Genomic DNA, 24,011 nt, shown 5'->3' with positions numbered 1-24,011 from the left:
ACAGGGAATAGGGAATATATAGGAAAAAAGTATTTTTGCTTGCTATGAGATGCACCCAAGAGATTTGAATAGCGATACTGCTGACGCAACGCTCCGCGAACGCCTATTTTCTCTAAAAACTCAACCTATCCATTAGTTTCGGGATCTATCCCCGCTTCTCGTAATAATTGTTCTAACCGTTTGGTACGCTCTTCAGCAACAGTGGCACGACTTTCTGCTTCTAAAGCACGACTTTCTGCTTCTAAAGCACGATTTTCTGATTCTAAAGCACGATTTTCTGTTGCCTCCAATTGTTGCTGCACTTCAATGTAATCTGTAAATGGTTGGTCATCAGGACGGTACAACATTAGTGTTTCTGCTGTTAACTCAAACCTAATTCCTAACCTAGGCGAAACAAAGCCATTTATTTCATCAATTCTTTCTAGGAAAAGTTCTGAACGTAACCATCCCGTTAAACTATTTTTTTGCGGGTCATAAAGATAATATTCTTCCACTCCATAGCGGTCATAAAATAATAACTTACGCTCCATTTCTTTAGGTGTATTTCCCGGAGAAAGAATCTCAAATACTACTTGTGGAGCAATATTATTTTCTTTCCATTGTTGATAAGAACCTCGGTCTCCTTTTGGCACTCCAAAAACCACCATTACATCTGGCGCTTGTCTTAATTTATTATTTTTTTCTACCGGATACCAAAGTAAATCTCCTGCCACAAAAACTTCAGCATTATCTTTAAATAACCAAGCTAAATTATAATGAATAACTGTAATCCAACGAAATTGAATTGTATTATCTGCCATGGGTTGTCCATCACTATCTGGATAAACTATTTCTGAGTTAGTTTGGGACAAGGGAAGTTGTATTACCATATTTTATTTCCTCACGCGCCTCAGTATTTTTAGTATTAAGAAAAGATCGTAGACGATATATATAGCGATACTGCTGACGCAACGCTCCGCGAACGCCTACTTCATCTCAAAATTTAACCTATCTATTGGTTTCGGGATCTATCCCCGCTTCTCGTAATAATTGTTCTAAGCGTTTTGCACGTTCTTGAGCAATTTCTTTCTCTTGGCGTTCTTGTTGAAGTTGTTCTTCAGCAACAATGGCACGATTTTTTGCCACCTCAAGTTGTTGCTGCACTTCAATATAATCTGTAAACTGTTGCTCATCAGGACGGTACAACATTAGTGTTTCTGCTGTTAACTCAAACCTGATACCTAACCTAGGCGAAACAAAGCCATTTATTTCATCAATTATTTCCAGGAAAAGTTCTGAACGTAACCATCCCGTTAAACTATTTTTTTGCGGGTCATATAAATAATATTCTTCCACTCCATAGCGGTCATAAAATAATAATTTGCGATTCATTTCTTTGGGTGTATTTCCCGGAGAAAGAATCTCAAATACTACTTGTGGAGCAATATTATTTTCTTTCCATTGTTGATAAGAACCTCGGTCTCCTTTTAGCACTCCAAAAACCACCATAACATCTGGCGCTTGTCGTAATTTATTATTCCCTTCTACCGGATACCAAAGTAAATCTCCTGCCACAAAAACTTCAGTATTATCTGCAAATAACCAAGCTAAATTATAATGAATAACTGTAATCCAACGAAATTGAATTGTATTATCTGCCATTGGTTGTCCATCACTATCTGGATCAACTATTTCTGAGTTAGTTTGGGACAAGGGAAGTTGTATTGCCATATTTTATTTCCTCACATTATTTAGTAGACTGACACAGCTAAAACTGTGGAATAGATTTTTATTTCTAGGTGTCTTTTTCTCCCCACCCTTCCCACACTTCCCACCCTCCCCACACTCCCCATCTAATGCACCATTTAAGGTGTGTCGGTCCATTAGGGTGCGTTAGTGGTAACGTAACGCACCATCCTACTTTTTCTAAAAATTCAACCTAACTTCAATATAATCTGTAAACGGTTGGTCATCAGGACAGTACAACATTAGTGTTTCTGTTGTTAGTTGAAATCTAATACCCAACCGAGGCGAAACAAAGCCATTTATTTCATCAATTCTTTCTAGGAAAAGTTCTGAACGTAACCATCCCGTTAAACTATTTTTTTGCGGGTCATATAAATAATATTCTTCCACTCCATAGCGGTCATAAAATAATAACTTACGCTCCATTTCTTTAGGTGTATTTCCCGGAGAAAGAATCTCAAATACTACTTGTGGAGCAATATTATTTTCTTTCCATTGTTGATAAGAACCCCTGTCTCCTTTCGGCACTCCAAAAACCACCATAACATCTGGCGCTTGTCGTAATTTATTATTCCCTTCTACCGGATACCAAAGTAAATCTCCTGCCACAAAAACTTCAGTATTATCTGCAAATAACCAGGCTAAATTATAATGAATAACTGTAATCCAACGAAATTGAATTGTATTATCTGCCATTGGTTGTCCATCACTATCTGGATCAACTATTTCTGAGTTAGTTTGGGACAAGGGAAGTTGTATTGCCATATTTTATTTCCTCACATTATTTAGTAGACTGACACAGCTAAAACTGTGGAATAGATTTTTATTTCTAGGTGTCTTTTTCTCCCCACCCTTCCCACACTTCCCACCCTCCCCACACTCCCCATCTAATGCACCATTTAAGGTGTGTCGGTCCATTAGGGTGCGTTAGTGGTAACGTAACGCACCATCCTACTTTTTCTAAAAATTCAACCTATCCATTGCTTTCAGGATCGATACCCGCTTCTCGCAATAATTGTTCTAAACGTTTGGCGCGCTCTTCAGCAACAATGGCACGATTTTCTGCTTCTAAAGCACGATTTTCTGTTGCCTCAAGTTGTTGCTGAACTTCAATATAATCTGTAAACGGTTGTTCATCAGGACGGTACAAAATTAGTGTTTCTGTTGTTAACTCAAACCTGATACCTAACCTAGGCGAAACAAAGCCATTTATTTCATCAATTCTTTCTAGGAAAAGTTCTGAACGTAACCATCCCGTTAAACTATTTTTTTGCGGGTCATAAAGATAATATTCTTCCACTCCATAGCGGTCATAAAATAATAACTTACGCTCCATTTCTTTAGGTGTCTTTCCCGGAGAAAGAATCTCAAATACTACTTGTGGAGCAATATTATTTTCTTTCCATTGCTGATCAGAACCCCTGTTTCCTTTCGGCACTCCAAAAACCACCATAACATCTGGCGCTTGTCGTAATTTATTATTCCCTTCTACCGGATACCAAAGTAAATCTCCTGCCACAAAAACTTCAGTATTATCTGCAAATAACCAAGCTAAATTATAATGAATAACTGTAATCCAACGAAATTGAATTGTATTATCTGCCATTGGTTGCCCATTACTATCTGGATAAACTATTTCTGAGTTAGTTTGGGACAAGGGAAGTTGTATTGCCATATTTTATTTCCTCACATTATGTAGTGGACTGTTTCAGCTAAAATAGTGCCTTTGCCTTAGATGGGAAGTGTGGGACCCACCCCTAACCCCTCCCAACCCACCCCTAACCCCTCCCAACCCACCCCTAACCCCTCCCAGGAGGGGGAATGTGGGGAGATAAAGACATCTATAAACAAAAATAAGAGTGCACAGTTTTAGCTGTGGAGCATCTACTACACACTATCTATACTACCCAAAAATTTAGGGAGCATCTTGCTCCCACTACTTTTAACTTTTAACTTTTGACTTTTGACTTCTATAAAAGGGGCGCTTAACAACAATAGCTGCATAATTTTTACCCCTAACTTCTACTTCCAATTTTTGACCAACCTTAGCTAATTTTTTCGGTACATAAGCTAGAGCGATCGCTTTCCCCAAAGTAGGAGACTTAGTACCGCTGGTAACTTCTCCCACCACTTTGCCATCACTCACAACAGAATAACCATGACGAGCAATAGAGCGATCGAGCATTTCCAAACCTACCAAACGTTTTGAGACTCCTTCTGCTTTTTGTGTTTCCAAGACCTGACGACCAATAAATTCTCCCTTTTTATCAAGGTGAACTAACCAACTTAAACCCGCTTCCAAAGGAGTAGTTTCAGTATCAATATCTTGACCGTAAAGTGCCATTGCAGCTTCTAAACGTAGAGTATCTCTTGCTCCCAAACCGCAGGGAGTAACGCCAGCATTCAATAAACTGCGCCATAACTCCACACCCACAGACGGGTCAACCATAATTTCAAACCCATCTTCCCCAGTGTAACCAGTTCTGGCAATAAAACCAGGTTGCTCTAATACAGTAATATCTGAATGCCCGAAAAATCCAATTGATGCCAAATTTTCCTTAACAAATTGCTGCACATAAGATTCTGCTTCCGGACCTTGCACAGCTAATAACACTTTTTCCTCAGAGATATCTTGGAATTTAACACCACTATTTTCTAGATTACTTAATATCCATGCTTTATCATTAGCTTTAGTGGCAGCATTAACAATCATAAAACCCCGTGCTTCGTTGGTAACGGGGTCATCACTTTGACGATAGAAAATGAAGTCATCAATAATGCCTCCCTGGGGGTTTAATAAGACAGTATATTGAGCTTTACCAGGTTCTAAACTACTCAGGTCGGAAGGTACTAAAAGTTGAATTTTTTCGATTAAATCGTGGCCTTGAGCGATAAACTTACCCATGTGGGAAATGTCGAACATTCCCGCTTTTGTGCGTACTGCCTCATGTTCGGTACTGATGCTGGTGTATTGTACTGGCATTTCCCACCCAGAAAATTCTACCATTCTGGCCTTAAGTTCCGTGCATAAGTCATATAGAGGTGTGCGAGAAAGAGATTGTGTATTAGATTCTGTTGATTTGGCCACTGGTATGTCCCTAATTTATAATAACTTTATTGATTTTAGGACATAGTAGGTATTTACAGGAATCAGGAGAGAGTAGCCATGGCAAAGCGATCAGAGTCTGCTGACAGTTTTATTCTTGTGGTGCGGGCAAGATGCCCGCCACCTTTAAGAATAGGAAGAAAAGGAAGGAAACAGAATTCCCAGTTTTTTGAGAATATCTTATTTAAGAATCTGACTGAAAAATTTGCCGTAATTGCTCGATAGTTTCCACAGTTTTGAGAGAGGCGAGAATTGTTTCTAAAACCTGAATATTTTCAATTGTATTAATCTCTGAAAATATCTCTTTTCCTGATTCGCCAAATTTCAATTCTAATCCTAGTTCTATTCCAGAAAGTATTCCTCTTTGTTGACCAATTTCAATTCCTCTTTGTTGACCAACTTCAATTCCTCTTTGTTGACCAATTTCAATTCCTCGTTGTTCACCTCGTTGTTCGCCAATTGTTACTCCCTCTTGTAAGATTTGTTGATACCAAGGAGATTCTTGTAAAACTGCCATATCCCACCTCATTATCTGTTGTACTATTTCGGTATTCAATACAAATGTAGCAAAAAATGCTAGTAAATTTTCTAATTCTAAGAGTTGTTCATCTTCTCGTAAAAGTTGCAATGCTTGTCTGACAGTTGCTTCTTCTCCTCCTGCTTTTAGAATAGGAACAAAAGGCGTTTAATAATTAATAATTAATAATTAATAATTAATAATTGTTGAACAGTTCTTAATTGCATTTCATTGAGGACCAGAAATTCTCCATGTTCTTGACTAGAAACACTGAGCAAAACATCCCCTTCTCGACTTAACCATTGGAAGTCTGAAGAAATTATTTCTTCGACAGTAATATTGGTAATTTATGTAACCGAAAAATTGGGTCTGAAGCTGACTATTTTAAGGGGATAAAAAACTGATAACTGATAACTGATAACTGATAACTGAATGACCCATTATACCCAACGACTGAGGGGAATTCCAATTAAACGTTTACTACTAATATCGACTTTTTTGTTTTTTTTGTCATTGGATAAAATCTAGTTTATTCTGTCTGTTGAAAATTATCATAATTTTGTAGTTTATTGGATGGGCAAATATTGAGTAATGAAGATTTATTCCTAGGAGGGAATTTTGCCCATCTTAGTTAACAGTTTCCTATTCCCTGCCTTTGATATGTTATAATAATAAGAATTATATTGTAATTTATTTTCCGGCGTTGGTAATTTGATTTATAAACCGAACCTTTGATTGATTTATTTGCTGCTTACCCAAATTTTGCTACTAATTCTGAGGAAATTTTACAATGATAAATTAATTATTGAAATTGATGAGCTGCAAATTATAAAATGTCCATTTCACTCAATCCTTTGCAACTACCTTCTGTCTCTTTACCCGATCGTAAGCAACTACCAACTTGTTCAGCTATCTACTTTGCAATAGATGCAAGTGATAGAATTCTATATATTGGTAAAGCTTTAAACTTAGCAGCAAGATGGAAAAGTCATCATCGCTTTTACAAATTGGAAGAAATTGATAAAGAATCTCCCGTGCGACTTGCTTGGAAAGCATGGAATAAAGACGATTTAGCTGAAGCAGAAAAAAGGTTAATTAGAATTTTTCAGCCGTTATTAAACAATACAAAGGTTGAAACTCCAACTGTAATTCCATCAGAGGATGTGTTGATAGAATTTCTAAAGACTTTTTCACGACGACTAATTATTTTTGGAACTGAACTTAAGAGTTCCGATCAACTTCTTCACGTTCATCTCAAATATGATTGGACTGATTGCTCACCTAAAGGAACGGCGGCAAAAATCAAAGAATATATCAAGACAAATAAGGATCGAAATACAAGTTTAAAATTCAAGCGGCACAGATATAGTAGATTTGACGATTTTGCTGGAGAAGTTTTTCGACCGGGTAGTAGAGCGCACAAGAAGAGAGCAAGAGAACATCGCTCATATAACAATCATTGGGAACTTGCGTGCAATGGTGTGGTAATTCACATTACACCTGTGGACTCGTATAGTAAGTATAAAGAGAAGACTCAAAAGTTAAAGCTAGCAAGAGTAAACTTGTCTGCAATTACTCCAGAAGCATTTTCTGAGGCACAAAAAAGTAATGACTATGAATTTTCCCGGTTATCTTGTTATATCAGCGATCCAGTTCCTTTGCTTTGGATAAAGTGACAATACCAACAGCAGCTAAAACTAGATAACCAAAAATAGAAAACTGTTCCGGAACACATTTTGAAGCTGAACCAACTATAACTTATCCACGATAGTACCCTGCTCCGATAAATCACCAAAAATAGAAAACTGTTCCGGAACACATTTTGAAGCTGAACCAACTATAACTTATCCACGATAGTACCCTGCTCCGATAAATCACCAAAAATAGAAAACTGTTCCGGAACACATTTTGAAGCTGAACCAACTATAACTTATCCACGATAGTACCCTGCTCCGATAAATCACCAAAAATAGAAAACTGTTCCGGAACACATTTTGAAGCTGAACCAACTATAACTTATCCACGATAGTACCCTGCTCCGATAAATCACCAAAAATAGAAAACTGTTCCGGAACACATTTTGAAGCTGAACCAACTATAACTTATCCACGATAGTACCCTGCTCCGATAAATCACCAAAAATAGAAAACTGTTCCGGAACACATTTTGAAGTTGAACCAACTATAACTTATCCACGATAGTACCCTGCTCCGATAAATCACCAAAAATAGAAAACTGTTCCGGAACACATTTTGAAGTTGAACCAACTATAACTTATCCACGATAGTACCCTGCTCCGATAAATCACCAAAAATAGAAAACTGTTCCGGAACACATTTTGAAGCTGAACCAACTATAACTTATCCACGATAGTACCCTGCTCCGATAAATCACCAAAAATAGAAAACTGTTCCGGAACACATTTTGAAGCTGAACCAACTATAACTTATCCACGATAGTACCCTGCTCCGATAAATCACCAAAAATAGAAAACTGTTCCGGAACACATTTTGAAGTTGAAACAGCTATAGCTAATCTGCGATAGTATCCTGTTGCGATAAATCACCAAAAATAGAAAACTGTTCCGGAACATATTTTAAAGTTAAACCAACTATAGCTAATCTGCGATAGTATCCTGCTCCAACAGAGATATTGCTTTGAATTTCAGCAGAAATAAAGGAAGAAGTAATAAACAAATCGGGAAAAAAAAGGAAGAACAATCGAAATTGGTATTATTAGGATTGGAGAAGTTATTTTTAGATATAATTTGCAGCCTTTTTGTGTAGCATTATTTTTTCACGCTTGGTATTAAGTGTTCTAGAAATTAAAAATCACCAAATTTTATATAGGAATTCGTCTGGAGTTTGCTAATAGTCCGGATTCTGAGTTATTTTTATTGTTTAATATAGTTATACCTATTTTGACCCTAATTTTAGATAACCTAACAATGAACAATCAAACTAATGCTCCTGTTAATACCGACAATTATTTATTAAGAAGTGTACATACAAACAACTTCCCCCAAATTTTAGACCAGTTAGGCATATCCTTAGTAGTTTCCACCTATCAAGCAGGTAAATTAATTGTTTTGCGTGCCGATAATGGTGTAATTAATACTCATTTTCGCACCTTTAATAAACCCATGGGGTTAGCAGCAACTCACGAAAAAATTGCCCTGGGAACTGCTTATCAAATTTGGGATTTTCGCAATGTTCCAGCAGTAGGAGAAAAAATAGAACCTCATGGTAAACATGATGCTTGTTATTTACCCAGAAATATTCATATAACTGGGGATATTGATATTCACGAAATGGCTTGGGTAAAGGATGAATTATGGTTTATTAATACTCGTTTTTCTTGTCTTTGTACTCTCGGTCATCCTAATAGTTTTGTACCTAGATGGAGACCTCCTTTTATTAGTGGATATGACTTAACCGACCGCTGTCATTTGAATGGATTATGTTTAAAAAATGACCTACCAAAATATGCCACAGCTTTAGGAGAAACTGATACTGCTGCGGGGTGGAGAAAGAATAAAGCTAATGGTGGCATATTAATGGATATCGAAACAAATGAAATATTGATGCGGGGTTTATCTATGCCTCATTCTCCTAGATGGTATCAGGAGGAATTATGGTTATTAGAATCGGGAAATGGTAGTCTGGCAAAAGTTGATTTAAACCAGAGAAAATTAGAAACTGTTGCTAAGTTGCCTGGGTTTACTCGTGGTATAGATTTCTGGGGAAATTTAGCATTTATTGGTTTATCACAAGTTAGAGAAACTGCTGTTTTTACTGGGATGCCAATTACTCAACTTCAAGAAAGAATTTGTGGAGTATGGGTGGTAAATATTTTAACTGGAGAAACTATTGCTTTTTTAAGGTTTGAAGAAGGAGTTCAGGAAATATTTTCTGTAGCAGTTTTGCCTAATATTCGCTTCCCGGAAATTATTGAATGGAATGAAAATTTACTTGCTAGTTCTTATGTTTTACCTGATGAAGCTTTGGCAGAAACAGTACAACCAGCTTCAGAAATAGCCATGTCAGAAACTCATTTAGCCAAAGGAAATCAGTTCTATCAAGAAGGTAAATTAGTAGAAGCGATCGCTGAGTATCAAGAATGTCTGAAGTTACAACCGGATTTGACTAGGGCTAAATATAATTTGGGGGTAGCTTTCGGAGATAATCAGCAGTATGAAGCAGCAATTAATGTTTTACAACAGGTAATTAACACAGAGCCAGATAATGCGGATGCTCACAATAGTATTGCTTATGCTTATAGTCAAAAAGGTGAATTAGAAGCAGCAATTCAACATTATGAAAAGGCAATTAATCTTAATGGTAGTTTTGCCAAAGCTCATTTTAATTTAGGCATGACATTGTTGAAAAATGGAGAGTTTAAACGAGGATTTGCTGAATGTGAATGGCGTTGGCAAACAGGAGAATTTACTCCCTTTAAATGTCCTCATCCTCAATGGAAAGGGGAAGATATTAGCGATAAAACTTTGTTAATTCATACCGAACAAGGGTCAGGAGATGCTATTCAATTTATCCGCTATATTTCTCTAGTGACAAAACGCTGTCAACGGATTATTTTGGTATGTACGCCAGAGTTAATTCCTATTTTTAAAAGTGTTCCAGGAATTGATAAATTAATGCCACCAGGAGAACTACAATTATCAGAATTTGATGTTTATGTACCCTTGATGAGTTTGCCTTATATTTTCGACACAACTTTAGAAACAATTCCTGCTAAAATTCCCTATTTAAGATACTCCAATACTAATTCTATTAACCTTCCCGATGCGCTATATAAAGTAGGTATTGTTTGGGGTGGGAGTTCTACTCACAAAAATGACCATAATCGTTCTTGTAAATTAACTGACTTTTTACCTATTTTACAAGTGCCTGGAGTACAGTTTTATAGTTTACAAAAAGGAGAAAGAACTCAAGAATTAACTCAATTTTCCAGGAATATTCAGATAGAAGATATGAGTTCTCAGTTAAATAATTATGCCGATACAGCAGCAATAATAGATCGACTAGATTTGGTAATAAGTGTTGATACTTCAGTGGCACATTTAGCAGGAGCATTAGGTAAACCTGTATGGACTTTATTATGTTTTAATGCTGATTGGCGTTGGTTACAAGAAGTAGAAAATACCCCTTGGTATCCAACAATGAAATTATTCCGTCAGTCTCAGTCAAGGGAATGGCAAGAAGTAGTTGAAAAGGTACAAGCAGAGTTATGGAAAATTATGGGAAAAAAAATGATTGTAAGTGTTAAGTAGAAGCTTAAATTAAGTATTATAGTCATTCCAGTTAAGATTGAGACAAGGGTTTCTTGTCTTGAAAGAGTTTCAGCTAAAAAAGTGTTCCAGTCTTATTCAGAATGACTATAATTTTAGTTTTTAGTAGAGATTTTCTCTGGAATGTCTCTACAGGATAATTTCACATCAAAAATAACCTTTAAGAAGTAGTAATTTCAGTTAACAGTTTGCTACCCATATATTTGTGTAGAATTTTGTAGGAAAAAGCCTTTTTATATAGAATCCGGTTATATACAGCGGTTTTCATTTGGGTAGACCACAGTAGGGGAGATTAAAGGTTTGAAGTAATTTAAGAAATTATCAACATATACTATATAACCGGATTCTATATAAGAATCTTGTCTGCTCAAAATCCTAACTTTTTGAGCATAAAGAGCTGAAAACCAGGCACTTTTTCAAGACCTAAAAAGGCTAAAATCTTTATCTGTCAATGCTTTAATATTTAATCAGCAAGCCCTGATTATTAATTATTAATTATTAATTATTAATTGTTGAATCCCCACCCCTTTTGCTAGGGCAACATATAAACACCTTCAATAATTGATAATTGATAATGGATAATTGATAATTACCTCTCCCTAAAAGGAAGAGGATTGAATCAAAGGAAAATTTTTTCTTGTTTCTCCTTAAAAGGAGAGGCTTTAAACCTTAATTATTCGGTAAGTAAGTGTAGATTTCCCTACCTTTTGAACGGCTATACCTACCTTGGCAATAATCAAAAATCTTAATTAATATTTTTGTAAGCATTTCCTCCGGAATGCTGCGCAAACAGCCGTCAGCCAGCCTCCTATGGTCGGAACTACGTTATCAGCTATCAGCTATTGCTTTTAGTTTAGGATAAAAGTTTTATTAATTGTCTTACTATAAAAGTTGTCTCCCTTGCCCTTAAAGTCTATATTAATTTAAACACTGTCCTAGTATGAGAGAGTCTTGTTGCTGAAGTCCGCAGTTCCTCCGGAGGAGGCTAGCTGAGAGCTAATAGCTGAATGCTTACATATTTTTTTATAAAGATTTACAGCTCATAGCTGAGTAAAACTGTGTACCAAAAATATTACTTCTAAAAATTTTCATCTCAAGACTTAGGAGGTTTTTATATGCGGATTTCTCAAGTTATTCCTCTATGGGAAAGAGTTTTTCCCGTTGGCTATAGTGGCATTGAATTAATAGTAGATCCCTTGAAATATGAGTTAGTCTGCCGTGGGCATGAATCTACTCTATTTTCCCCTGTTCAAAAATTAATAAAAAGAAGGGGATTTACTAAAAATCAAATTTTTTCTTCTTTAATCTCTGTAGAGATACACCCCATGACGTAGCCAAAGAGAGCTTTAAAGTCTTCATTGCTCAGTAATACTAAATCCAGTTTAAATAGGAGTTTTATTATGAATATAAAGCAGAGGGTAGCTATGCTGAAGGGTTAGGAAAGATTTCTAAAAGTACCTTTCAATGGGAATATTTGAGAATTATCTCAAATTTTAGCAAATAGAATTAGTTGATACATACCTCTTTTATACTGATTTTACTGTTAAAGAATACAAGGCTTATTTAACATTGCAACTTCATAAAATATATGGAGATGCTAATGAATTTAATCTCATCAATTATCCTATGGAGTATGCAGCTTTACCCTATTTTTATTTGATTAAATCACCCATTATTTAGGCACTATGTAGTCAATTTATCCCAGGAAATAAATTGCTATTTAGCTAGTACCAAAACCCTCATAAATTTAGTCTTTATAACTATCAAAAAAAGTTATTTTAGAGCTAAATTATTTAATCACACTTAATAACAATCTTGTTAAGTTATATCTTGAAATTCAACTTCATACTTGATATCTAAAGGAGTCTTTATTATGTCAGCAGAACATGATTGGCAGATACTTTATCAAAAAACACAAGAGCAGATTAAACAGCAAGAATTATTACTCTATACACTGTATCAACAACGTACTTTTATCCGGTCACAAATTTTAGAACAAGCACTAAGCAAAAGTAATGAAACAAATAATTCTCTTAATTGTTAAGTAAAAGCTTAAATCAAGTATTAAGTATTAGGTAGTGAGTAGGGATATTTCATAGAACATCCCTACATTATACTAACTTCTGCGGAGAGAAGGTTTAGGGGAGATGGGGAAAAGGTTGAATCTTGCATCCTCATAAAGTATCTTTGATAACCTAATTTGTATGACCCCTCAACTTCTCTACTGAGTCTAAATTCCTCAATACAAAGAGACAAATATTAAGTATGAAGAAAAACCAAGCCAAGAAAAATCAAAAAATCAATCAAGTAGAGAATGGTTTAGTGCCATTACAAGAACATGAACTAGAAAGTGTGGTCGGGGGATTTCTTCCTCCAGATTTGGAAGATTTAATGAACAAAAGTAAGGATAATCCAACTTCCCCTAGTAATGAAAGTAATAGGTGGCGGAATTTAGCTTAATATTTACCGAATAATTAAGGTTTAATATAAAATCCGGATAATTAAATTGACTCCGCAAAAACAGAAATAATGCCATTAACTGAACTGTACTATTTACCGAATAATTAAGGTTTTAAACCTCTCCTTTAAAGGAGAAAAAAGCGGTCGGGGGATGGCGAAGTCTCCTCACCATATCCAATCGACCAAGAGAAGAAAAAATTTTCATTATTAGTCAATCCTCTTGTTTTCAAGAAGAGTAATTATTAATTAGGGTTTGCTGATTAAATCTAAAAGAATTGACATATAAAGGTTGAGCGCATTTTTTAGTTGAAAAAAGTCCAAGCTTTTAGGTTGCTTAGGTTCAAAAAATTAGCATTTTAGGCGGCTTTGTTGCGCAGAAAAATCAAAAGACTATTCTTCCTCCTACCTCCTCTATAATTCCCATTTATCCTGACTCCTGACTCCTGACTCCTGACTCCTGACTCCTACCCTCACCCATAAGACTTTTTCAGCAAACCCTAATTATTAATTATTAATTTTTGAATGCTGCCCACCACAGAGCATAAGTAATTTTTTGTCGTAGTAAAAACCATTGTAAAGCAGTTAAAATTACTCAAGTTATCAAAATTTTCAAGAAATAACCTAATGGTAATGGGTATGGAGACCAGTCATTTTCTTGTCAAGGCACTTCAAAAATAATAACAAATGCAGCAAAAGTAAGGACCTCTAAAATAGATAAACCTATAAGCAAAGCTATAATGTTGGTAATTACCCAGTAAGCATTTCCTGCGGAATGCTGCGCAAACAGCTATTAGCAGTCAGCTATTCCTTTGGAATGCTGCGTAAACAGCAATTAGTAATGAATAATTACTTCTAAGGTTTAGTCCGGGGACTTTGGCAGTAATTTTTACTCTTTCTCAATTTCAAAGGTTGCTTTTGCCTTCCCCAAAATTAATAGCTGATAGCTAATAGAAGTACTGATAACTGATAACTGATAACTGATAACTGAAATGACTATTTGTACAAACTGTGGACATAATAATACTATTGCCTCCCGTTTTTGCTCTAATTGTGGTGCTTCTCTAGAGGAAATAAAACCCTATCAAACAACATCTACGGAATTAAAACCAGGCACAAAATTACGCGATCGCTACATAATTATTCGCCAAATAGGTCAAGGTGGATTCGGCAAAACTTACTTAGCAGAAGACACAGGTAGATTTAAACAAGCAGTAGTTTTAAAACAATTAACACCAGGAAACCAAGGCACTGAATTTGTGAAAAAAGCGGAGGAACTTTTTCACCGAGAAGCAATGACATTACATCAAATTAATCATCCTCAAATTCCGCGTTTTTGGGAATTTATTCAAGAAAATAAATGTTTGTTTTTAGTGCAAGATTTTATTGAAGGACAAACTTATGAATCTTTATTAGATCGACGTCGGCGACAAGGCATTTTTTTTAGCGAAATTGAAACAATTGATTTTCTTCGTCAAATTTTACCAGTTTTAAATTATCTACATAATAGAGGAATTATTCACCGAGATATTGCTCCCGATAATATTATTTGTCGTGCAGAAGATGGGTTACCAATTTTGATAGATTTGGGTGGAGTAAAACAAATTGCTGCCGAAGTTTCTCACAAAGCTGACAGTTCTGAAAATGTTGCTTCTGCTGGCACTAAATTAGGTAAATTTGGTTATGCACCTGATGAACAAATGCGTTTAGGAATTGTTGCTCCACATAGTGATTTGTATGCTTTAGGAGTAACTTGTTTAGTATTAATGACTGGTAAAATTCCCTTTGAATTAATTAATGTAAAAACAATGCAGTGGCAATGGAATCAAGAGTTAAAATTAAGTCCTAATTTTGAAGGTATTTTAAATAGAATGTTAGCTCCTATTCCTGGCGATCGCTTCCAGTCAGCAGAGGAAATATTAGCACAGCTACAACCTCCAAAACCGGAAAATATTGCATCAACTAAAATCAGTAAAACTCAGCAAAGCGATCGAGAAACAGAGAAAAAAACAGCTATAGTTTCTGCTCCAAAATCAAGAAATATTATTCACACTTCTAATGACGTACCAGCAGAAATTATTGATTGGAATTGGGGTGCATTTTTCTGGCCTGGTTTCTGGTGTTTAACTAATCATGTATGGGTAGGATTAATTGCTTGGATAGACCTCAGTGGAGTCACATTTGGCACGGGATGGTTAATAACAGGAATAATATTAGGATATAAAGGAAATGAGTGGGCATGGAAAAGTCGAAAATGGAAAAGTATTGCTGAGTTTAAAAAGCATCAGAGAATGTGGTCAATTATCTCTTTATTGTTAATTTCAATTGCCGTAATTCTTGGAATTTTAGTCATTTTATTTCTGTTTGTTATTGCTGCTTTTATTGCTGGTTAAAAAGATTAATATCATTAGACCTCTCCAGAAAAGAGGCAGTAGGCAGTATGCAGTAGGCAGTAGGGGAAATAATTGATAATTCCTGCACGATAATTGATTTTATTTTTTATTTTTTATTATTGGATATGTCTATTAAAAGTTGAATTGTGAATAAATTATTTCTATAATATAAGTATCTTTTTGATAGCATAACTAACTCTCATTATGAAAGTCAAACATCCAATTAATCTATCCAAAGCTACAACTTTTATATTTATATTAGCGCTGATGATAGCCTATCAAAACTTTTCTTTAGTTGCGTGGGTATATCTATCCCTACATGGTACTTATGGAATTTTATGGTTACTGAAAGACCGTATTTATCCAGACAAGCAATGGGAACAAGAAGTTCCTTTTGTACAAGGTATTATAATTTTTGGAATAGTCTCCTTATATTGGATAGCTCCCTACATTTTAATTAGTAGTGGAACTGAACCTCCAATACCTTTAGTAGCTGCTGCAATTTCTCTGAATATTTTTGGCATTTTCTTCCACTACACTAGCGATGCTCAAAAATATTATACTCTCAAATATAAGTCAGGATTAATTACAGAAGGATTCTTTGCCCGTTGCCGAAATACTAACTATTTAGGAGAAATATTTATCTATCTTGCTTTTGCAATGTTAGTCCAACATTGGCTGCCTTATTTAATATTAGGAGCATTTGTCGCCGCAATATTTATCCCTAATATGCTGAAAAAAGATAAATCTCTATCTCGCTATCCAGAATTTGCAGAATATCAAGCTAATTCTGGATTAATTATTCCTCAACTATTTGGCAAAAATTCTCTTACTTCAGAAGCAAAAAAAGTTAAAGAGGGAACATAAAGTCCCTATAAGTGATGCCATTTCAGTTATCAGTTATCAGTTATCAGTTATCAGTTAGCCCCCTCCGGAGGAGCTACGCTTTTTCCTAGGTCATGCTCCGCAAACATGTCGCGGAGCAAAACAGTACCTCTGCAATAAGGAGACTTGAAATAAGGAATATGCTCTTTTCTCTTGGTTGATTGGATATGGCGAGGTCTCCTCACCATCCCTCAACCGCTTTTTATCCCCTTAAAAAGGGAAGCTTTTGACCACAATTTTTCGGTAATAAAGCTGATAGCTGTTAACGTTTGCGTAGCATGACCTAGGAAAGTTCCGACCATAGGAGACTAGCTGACTGCTGTTTGCGCAGCATTCCGCAGGAAATGCTTACTCAGTGATCACCGGAAATCCCGCGCTGTCTTATAGAGCAGCGTCGGGAGAATATCAATATCAACGATGCACCACTACCACTTAATTTCTAAATCGAATTATCCGACTGGAACTAAATCAACTTCATCTGCACCATCAGTTTCACCTTGACCAGATGTAATTTGTTCTCCATTAACTTCAACCGCTAAATTTGTACCGTCTAAGTTAACATTATAATCAGTAGCATCAGCAGTATATCCCACACTAGCAAGCATTTGCCTACCTGCATCAGTGTATTGGAAGCCCATCAATTGATTTTTTTCTTTCTCATTATCGTAACACCATATTACCATGTATTGTAGGTCTTGATATTCAAATACTTTAGGTGGACGAGTAGGAACATAACGACCAGGAGCGCCAAAACTAGCATCAAGGAAAGGCTGTACTGACTCAGGTTCCACAGTCGCAAAAGCAATATCATCAGCTTCTAGCTCTACTTCTGCGTCTTCAGTTGCTTCTGGATCGGGTTCTTCTTGATCGCGGTTCTGGAAATAATCTACAGCTTTTTTTACACCATACCCAGTAGCTGCTACACCAGCAACACCAGCGACAATTTTAGCAAGATTACCAAAGTTCATTTTGTTCTCCTAATTTTGATTCTGGACTAATTAAATTTGACAGATGTGGCACCAACCCAAATATTGGGAGAATATCTAGGCAACTTTTGTCCCCTGTCTCAATTTATTAGTAATATCAAATCCAGTAGCATCGGTGTTATTCAGTATTTCAACACAAGAGTCTATATTGTAGGGGCGAATGGCCATTCGCCCTTACGCATTGTATGACGATCAACGGAATTATATTACTCCGAAGCCAACGGATTTGATATAACTCAACCCACTTGATAGTATCAGAATTTGTCGATGGCAAACAATTACCAAAAAATTGTGGTTTAAAGCCTCCCCTTTTAAGGGGATAATAAAGAAAAATTTTCATTATTAGTCAATCCTATCCGTTTTAAAGGAGAGTTCAATAATTGATAATTGATAATTGATAATTGATAATCACCTCTCCCTAAAAGGAAGAGGATTGAATAAAAGGAAAATTTTTCTCTCTTGGTCTCATGGATATGGCTCCGAGACCCGCTCTTATCTTATCAGAGCCGTTCCGCTTTTCGGTGCGGAATACTACGCTTGCCATGTCGGCGACAGCCTTAACGTAGTTATGCGCCAGCAAAACGCCATCCCACCCTACGGGAAGCTCCGCTACGACGACTTGTTTCTCCACGGCGAGTGAGAGGCTTTAAACCTTAATTATTCGGTAATTATTAATTATTAATTAGGGCTTGCTGATTAAATCTAAAAGCATTGACATATAAAGACAAGTGCCTTTTTGGAGTCGAATTGCAGTGCGCCTGTTTCAGCTCTTCATGCTCAAAGAAAGAGCGTATTTTAGGCGCATAGTTGGGCAGAAAAATCATTCTTACAATTCTTACTTCTACCTCCTCGTTAATTCCCCGTTCCTCCTGTCTCCTGTCTCCTGTCTTCCCCTCCCCTCCAGGGAGGGGTTAGGGTGGGTTGGGAGGGGAGGGGCGAGGGGTGGGTTGTCTCCTACCTTCCCCTCCCCTCCAGGGAGGGGTTAGGGGTGGGTTGGGAGGGGAGGGGCGAGGGGTGGGTTAAAAGACTTTTGAGCGCAAACCCTAATTATTCATTGTTGAATAAGGACCCTATTTTTTTGTCCATTCAACTAAAAAGGGAGAGGTATCAAATGTACCTTTCCCTAAGTTCTCAGAAATGAAGCAATTAATAGTTACCTATTATATCATAACTGTTGAATTGATTGACATCTCCAGGGGTTGAAACACCCTGGATTCTGTGGCAAATCCACCGCAAATGGGACGGGGCGAATAAATGTGCGGAAGTAAATTCCGCACGCAGCCCCTCATAAATCCACATTTGCTTAAAGCCTGTCAACAGACTTCTAAACTCCTCGGCATAGATCATTGTCTAGCTGTGAGCTTACCTTTTTTTTGCAGCTTTCACGAGTGGTTTTACTCTAGATATTGGAGCTATAAATCGCTGCTCTAGCTGCGTTACTTGCTTTTCCTGCGGAATGCTGCGCAAACAGCCGTCGTAGGAAGCATTGTCCCCGTCTCCTGTCTGCGGGAATTCCACCGCACTAGCTAGAGGTCATGGCGACAAACCTTGTTCTTACTCACTACTTCCAGTATAGCATACTTTTACTCCGCTTTATTACCCGCGCGTCGTTATTCAACCAGGGGATAAATCTTCCGGGAACTTTTCTCCCGTCAGTTTTTATGTTTAAATAAATGCACAAAAGCATTAGTAAGTTTCAACGTGCCAGCGGTGTTCTTTTTCAAGCCCTTCTGATAATCACTCCACTCAACATCAAACTTACCAGTCACAGCAGACATTCCTTCATCAATGCCACCTTCCATACCTTTGAGACCGCAGATGTAAGTGTGAGTATTTGGCTTTTGAATATGCTCCCACAACTCATCAGCATTTTCTTGAATTCTGTGCTGAATATACATTTTGCCGCCATCTTTATTCTTTTGTTCGCGACTAATAGCATAAGTTACGCGGAAATTATCAGGGAACTGACGTTGCAGTTCTTCAAGCTCTTCTTTGTAGAGAATATTTGGAGTATAGGCACAACCGAAGAATAACCAGGCCAAACCTTTAAACTGATAATCAGGATTTTGTTCTCTTTCCTTAAACATCCGCCAGATGAAAGCACGGAAAGGAGCAATTCCTGTACCTGTTGCGATCATAATAATAGTTGCGTCTTCATCATCAGGCAACAACATTTCCTTACCTACTGGCCCAGTAATGGCCACATCTGCACCTTCTTCCATACCACATAGGTAAGAAGAACATACACCATAGATTCTTTCGCCTGTTTCTGGGTGATTGTATTCTAGACGACGCACACACAGAGACACCGTTTGATCGTCAAGATTATCACCGTGACGAGTAGAAGCAATAGAGTAAAGCCTTAACTTGTGAGGTTTACCCTTATCATCTGTTCCCGGTGGAATAATACCAATACTTTGACCTTCTAGATAGTGCAAGTCACTACCAGAAAGGTCAAATACTAAGTGACGAACAGTACCTTCACCACCCTCACGCACTAATTCAGTGCTAGAAAGACACTTGCCGACGAATGGATTTTTGGGACGATAGGTGTTTACCGGAACATCCTTGTGCGACTTAGGTTTTGCTTGAGTCATAGCTTTAGTTGTTTCTCCTGTTTTAGTTGTTTGACCGTTTATTTGAGAGTCTTCACTCACAGCTTTAATGCTGATAATTTTGCCCCCCATCCGTGTAATCCTTTGCATTTCTTGGTTCATGCGGGCATAAGGTACAGTGATATAAACAGTTCCACTGTGGCGAATGGGGCTATTTGTTTTGTCAGTAATATTACTCTGACGTAAACCTTCGACTTCGTATACAAAAGTACGACTACCGTATTCTGTATTGGTTTTTACACCCAATGCAGTTTGAGTTTTCATTATTTATTTCTCCATTTAGATAAAGTATATTGCCAAGAGATGATAAGCTTTTTATTTAAGTGTTTTTTAAGATATTCTGATATAATGGCCAATAGGTTTTAACTCCATATTTCAGAGATTTAGTGCTGAAAATCTTGTTTTCCTTATGGCATCTTGTTTATTTGCTAATTAATTCTATGATTAGGAAGCAACCTAAAAGTAGAACTACATTAGGATGAGTAAAACTAATATTTTTTTCAGTTTTTTACTCTGATATAGCTTCTCAAGCTTCAACAAAAGAGGCAGTATAGCATTCTGTATTGTTTTTTACACTATGACTAAGTGCTGTTTGAATTGTCATTATTGACAGGTCTTTGATTATGGTACAGACACTGTCCGCCCACAAAAATGTCACTTTTATTGCAGCTTGAGTCTCTGTATAAGATGCTTTTAAGTATATGGCCAATACAGAAACATCTTTTTTCTCTTTACTTAGCTCTAAAACATCCTTAATTCTTGGCTTTAATCAATTCTGACAATCTTACCAAAAAAATGAGTTTAAAGCCCTGCCCTTCTGTGGCTGCTTTTTTCTGTTTGCAACTGGCAGATAATAAGCAGTTGTATGTTATAATCCCGTTCTATTTGCAAGCCCCTCGAATGATAACACATGACCTACAATAAATGACTTTTGTCTACTATACTAAATTTCTACAGAACATAAGTTGATTAAGCTTTTATTTCTTTGATCCTTGTAGGGAAGATCCCATTCTGATATGATGTTTTACAAAAGTTAGCTGAATCGCCGACAAGCCTCACACTATAATATGCAGATTTGGTGTGAGATGAATCGGCAGCAAATTTAATGGGTTCGATATGCGATTTGGGGGACAATTCCTGACTATTTTAACTGTCAAAGCCGAAAATGCTGGAGGTGAAAACCATAGCAGTGAACCCCAAAAATACCAGCCAAGATTGCTCAAATTGTGGAGAAAAAGTTGATAAAGAATTAAACATACGAACCCATTCTTGTCCGCATTGCGGTATTGTCATAGACCGCGACTGGAATGCAGCAATAAATATCAAAAATAGGGCGGTAGGGCCCAGACGTCTTTAAAGCTCGTGGAGTCCGACGGGATACCGGGACTGCGAAACGAGAAGCCCACACTAAGCTGAAGCTATAGTGTGGGAGTATGTCACCTATGGCCTGTTAGGAGTAGCGGTAATACGCACCTGACGGCTGAACCTAGACAACTCAAGATATGGGGTTCAACTTGTGAAGTCCTGGTAATTCCGTATTTGAGGTAAAATCTTGAAGGAAGCCAGGTGAGTACAGAACTTTTATTACAAGACAGCGGTGGGTCTCATCGTTGCTGCCTGTGGAGGCGTAGACATTAGTCAGCCAGGGAAGCAGGAAGTTCCATCCGTGAGGAGGGAGAAGCTCCTGCTAAGTCTCGCGAGATTTAGCAGGAGAGAACGTCACAAAAATATGGGATATGTCATTCAACTTTGTTTTGTGTTAGAGGGAAACTATTGTGAAAAAACCAGATAGAGTAGTATTAATTGGAGTTGCCGGAGACTCTGGATGCGGAAAATCTACTTTTTTGCGTCGTGTAACAGATGTATTTGGAGAAGATTTTGTTACAGTTATCTGCCTGGACGACTACCATAGCTTAGATCGTAAGCAACGTAAAGAAACAGGAATTACTGCTCTTGACCCAAGGGCCAATAATTTTGACTTGATGTATGAGCAAATTAAAGCTCTAAAGGAAGGTCAGTCTATCGATAAGCCAATTTATAACCACGAAACTGGCCTGATTGACCCACCGGAAAAAGTTCATCCCAATCATATCATAGTAATTGAGGGTCTTCATCCTCTGTTTGATGAGCGCGTGCGATCGCTACTTGACTTTAGTGTCTATCTGGACATTGGTGATGAAGTAAAAATTGCTTGGAAAATCAAGCGCGATATGGCAGAAAGAGGCCATCGTTATGAAGATGTACTTGCTTCTATCAATGCCCGTCGTCCAGATTTTGATGCCTATATTGACCCACAAAAAGCTCACGCGGATGTGGTAATTCAAATTTTGCCCACTAAACTTATTCCTGATGACAAAGAACATAAGGTATTACGAGTACGCTTGATCCAACGTGAAGGTGTAGAAGACTTTGAACCAGTATATCTGTTTGATGAAGGATCGACTATTAACTGGATTCCTTGTGGACGTAAGCTTACTTGTTCTTATCCTGGAATTAAAATGTTCTATGGCCCAGATGCCTATTTCGGCCATGAAGTTTCTGTCTTAGAAGTAGATGGTAACTTTGATAACCTGGAAGAAATGATTTATGTTGAAGGACACCTCAGCAATACTTCTACTAAATATTATGGTGAGATGACCCACATGATGAGGGAACACCAAGACTATCCAGGTTCCAATAATGGTAGTGGACTTTTCCAAGTTTTGGTCGGTTTGAAAATGCGTTCAACTTATGAGCGTTTGACTGCTAAAGTTTCCCCTGACGAAAAGGTAGCAGCAGCAGTTTCATAACATCAACATCTAAAAGAAAATTTTCTATCTGAAAATAAGCGCGAGTGGTTAATTTCACTTCGCGTTTTTTTTGTTTTAAGAAGGAAGAGGGAAGAAGTAAGAAGGAAGAAGGCGTTTAGTTATCTAGACGATTAGTTATATCAAATCCGGTTGAATACTTATTAGAGTTGTTGGGAGAAATGGGGGTGGGGAGGTGGGGAGATTGAAGTAATTATAAAATTATCAACATACACTGTATAAGCGGATTCTATATTCTCTACCAGAGAAGGAAGAACCGAAAACCAAAAAAATATAGCGCTGTCTGAGTTTTAAGCTTTTGATACCTCAAATGTAGCGTTATAATTACTAAGTTTGCAAATCAACTAATAATTCAGAGAAAACAATGAGTGATTTTCAAGTATGCGATCGCGATTTGAACGCAACTATCCTATCTAATTATTTACAAGCTGATAGTATTGCTATTGATACAGAAACAATGGGATGTGCGATTCGTTGAGCTGAAAAGTCTAGGTCTAAAGACTGAAAACGTGCAGCTCGTAAGGAAAGGAAAGGTATATACCTAACTACCTTATAACTATATATCTGTGGCCTGAAAAAGGTGGCCAATTTCTAAGTCAAAGGGTAGGAATCCTGGCTCATACAGGGAAACATCACCGCCCGGAGAAGTACGGTATCTCCCACAGTTCTAAGACTGATTATCAAAGGATTGAAGCTGGGAGAAAAGGGAACTGAGGAGTAATTTGGACTCACAAAATAGAACCCGAACTAACTGACAATGATTAACGAAAGTGAACATCTGGCTTGAACTCCAGTAAGTTTCAAGTAGTGAAATCCAAATTGATACACTGCGTACAAAATATGTACATGGGGAAAGATGAGGGTCTATCCCGGCTACTCATACAGACTTACAAAAGTACCCCTGGAGAAAGGATGAATCTAAAGTCAGAAAACCCGGATATATGGAACGAAGTAACCCCTGTATAGCTCTACAAATAAGGTCGATATTGTAGTAGTGAAAAATCTCAGCGCAAGCTATATGGGGATAGAGATGGAGTAAAAAGCCAAAGCCAACCTGTAATGGGAAGGATATGCTGACGTACTCACGATTTAACTAAAAGATAAGGAACTGATTAGGAGTCACAATGTCGCAAGCGAGTCTCAAGACTACGTTCACAGAATGGTCTAACATCCCCTGGGCAAAAGTTCGGAGGAAAGTATTCAAGCTCCAAA

The 24,011-nt window shown here is 37.1% G+C and carries 14 protein-coding genes and 4 pseudogenes; 10 read left to right on the top strand and 8 right to left on the bottom strand.

The features are described from left to right. Positions 1 to 125 precede the first annotated feature (125 nt). From SAGCYANO_RS29780 to SAGCYANO_RS45950, 6 genes and pseudogenes are all read right to left on the bottom strand, one after another. Complete coding sequence (locus tag SAGCYANO_RS29780; protein ID WP_202223373.1) at positions 126 to 869, bottom strand: Uma2 family endonuclease; 744 nt, start codon at positions 867 to 869, stop codon at positions 126 to 128. A gap of 118 nt (positions 870 to 987) precedes the next feature. Further along, positions 988 to 1,710, bottom strand: a complete 723-nt coding sequence (locus SAGCYANO_RS29775; protein WP_202223372.1) for a Uma2 family endonuclease — start codon at positions 1,708 to 1,710, stop codon at positions 988 to 990. Between the two features lie 207 nt (positions 1,711 to 1,917). After that, positions 1,918 to 2,490: pseudogene (locus SAGCYANO_RS29770) on the bottom strand (Uma2 family endonuclease); the annotation flags it as partial. Positions 2,491 to 2,698: 208 nt separating this feature from the next. Further along, the gene (locus tag SAGCYANO_RS29765; protein ID WP_202223370.1) at positions 2,699 to 3,400 is read right to left on the bottom strand and encodes a Uma2 family endonuclease; all 702 of its coding nucleotides are present in this window, start codon (positions 3,398 to 3,400) and stop codon (positions 2,699 to 2,701) included. Positions 3,401 to 3,667: 267 nt separating this feature from the next. Then, on the bottom strand, positions 3,668 to 4,813 hold the full coding sequence (gene gcvT, locus SAGCYANO_RS29760; protein WP_202223369.1) for a glycine cleavage system aminomethyltransferase GcvT: 1,146 nt from the start codon (positions 4,811 to 4,813) through the stop codon (positions 3,668 to 3,670). Between the two features lie 202 nt (positions 4,814 to 5,015). Continuing rightward, positions 5,016 to 5,459: a hypothetical protein gene (locus tag SAGCYANO_RS45950; RefSeq protein ID WP_237396839.1), complete on the bottom strand. Its 444-nt coding sequence runs from the start codon at positions 5,457 to 5,459 to the stop codon at positions 5,016 to 5,018. A gap of 722 nt (positions 5,460 to 6,181) precedes the next feature. Here SAGCYANO_RS45950 and SAGCYANO_RS29750 point away from each other — a divergent pair. The 7 genes from SAGCYANO_RS29750 (at position 6,182) to SAGCYANO_RS29715 (ending at position 16,373) form a co-directional block, all read left to right on the top strand. Further along, a complete protein-coding gene (locus SAGCYANO_RS29750) occupies positions 6,182 to 7,024 on the top strand; it encodes a GIY-YIG nuclease family protein (RefSeq protein WP_202223368.1) in 843 nt (280 codons plus the stop codon). A 1,271-nt stretch (positions 7,025 to 8,295) separates the two neighbouring features. After that, positions 8,296 to 10,638, top strand: coding sequence for a TIGR03032 family protein (locus SAGCYANO_RS29740; RefSeq protein ID WP_202223366.1), 2,343 nt, complete (start codon positions 8,296 to 8,298; stop codon positions 10,636 to 10,638). A gap of 1,133 nt (positions 10,639 to 11,771) precedes the next feature. Further along, entirely contained in the window at positions 11,772 to 11,990 is a 219-nt protein-coding gene (locus tag SAGCYANO_RS49550; RefSeq protein WP_202223365.1) for a hypothetical protein, read from the top strand. A gap of 539 nt (positions 11,991 to 12,529) precedes the next feature. Next, a complete protein-coding gene (locus tag SAGCYANO_RS29730; protein ID WP_202223364.1) occupies positions 12,530 to 12,700 on the top strand; it encodes a hypothetical protein in 171 nt (56 codons plus the stop codon). Positions 12,701 to 12,921: 221 nt separating this feature from the next. After that, complete coding sequence (locus tag SAGCYANO_RS29725; RefSeq protein WP_202223363.1) at positions 12,922 to 13,116, top strand: hypothetical protein; 195 nt, start codon at positions 12,922 to 12,924, stop codon at positions 13,114 to 13,116. A 989-nt stretch (positions 13,117 to 14,105) separates the two neighbouring features. Beyond that, the gene (locus tag SAGCYANO_RS29720; RefSeq protein ID WP_202223362.1) at positions 14,106 to 15,506 is read left to right on the top strand and encodes a serine/threonine-protein kinase; all 1,401 of its coding nucleotides are present in this window, start codon (positions 14,106 to 14,108) and stop codon (positions 15,504 to 15,506) included. Between the two features lie 204 nt (positions 15,507 to 15,710). Beyond that, positions 15,711 to 16,373, top strand: a complete 663-nt coding sequence (locus SAGCYANO_RS29715; RefSeq protein ID WP_202223361.1) for an isoprenylcysteine carboxylmethyltransferase family protein — start codon at positions 15,711 to 15,713, stop codon at positions 16,371 to 16,373. Positions 16,374 to 16,840: 467 nt separating this feature from the next. Here the strand turns inward: SAGCYANO_RS29715 and SAGCYANO_RS29710 are convergent, their stop codons facing one another. Both SAGCYANO_RS29710 and petH read right to left on the bottom strand, forming a co-directional pair. Then, positions 16,841 to 17,359, bottom strand: a complete 519-nt coding sequence (locus SAGCYANO_RS29710; RefSeq protein ID WP_202223360.1) for a hypothetical protein — start codon at positions 17,357 to 17,359, stop codon at positions 16,841 to 16,843. Between the two features lie 1,704 nt (positions 17,360 to 19,063). Then, a pseudogene (gene petH / locus SAGCYANO_RS29705) lies at positions 19,064 to 20,256 on the bottom strand (ferredoxin--NADP reductase). Between the two features lie 870 nt (positions 20,257 to 21,126). Here petH and SAGCYANO_RS29700 point away from each other — a divergent pair. From SAGCYANO_RS29700 to SAGCYANO_RS45940, 3 genes and pseudogenes are all read left to right on the top strand, one after another. Continuing rightward, positions 21,127 to 21,349, top strand: a pseudogene (locus SAGCYANO_RS29700) (zinc ribbon domain-containing protein); the annotation flags it as partial. Positions 21,350 to 21,764: 415 nt separating this feature from the next. Continuing rightward, a complete protein-coding gene (locus SAGCYANO_RS29695) occupies positions 21,765 to 22,781 on the top strand; it encodes a phosphoribulokinase (RefSeq protein ID WP_202223378.1) in 1,017 nt (338 codons plus the stop codon). A 382-nt stretch (positions 22,782 to 23,163) separates the two neighbouring features. After that, positions 23,164 to 23,262, top strand: a pseudogene (locus SAGCYANO_RS45940) (ribonuclease D); the annotation flags it as partial. Positions 23,263 to 24,011: the final 749 nt, after the last annotated feature.

It is taken from the genome of Okeania sp. KiyG1, from assembly GCF_014132355.1.
In the GTDB taxonomy this organism is placed as follows: Bacteria; Cyanobacteriota; Cyanobacteriia; order Cyanobacteriales; family Microcoleaceae; genus Okeania.
Note: the sequence above shows the minus strand (reverse complement) of the source record. Positions and strands in the feature narration are given on the sequence as shown.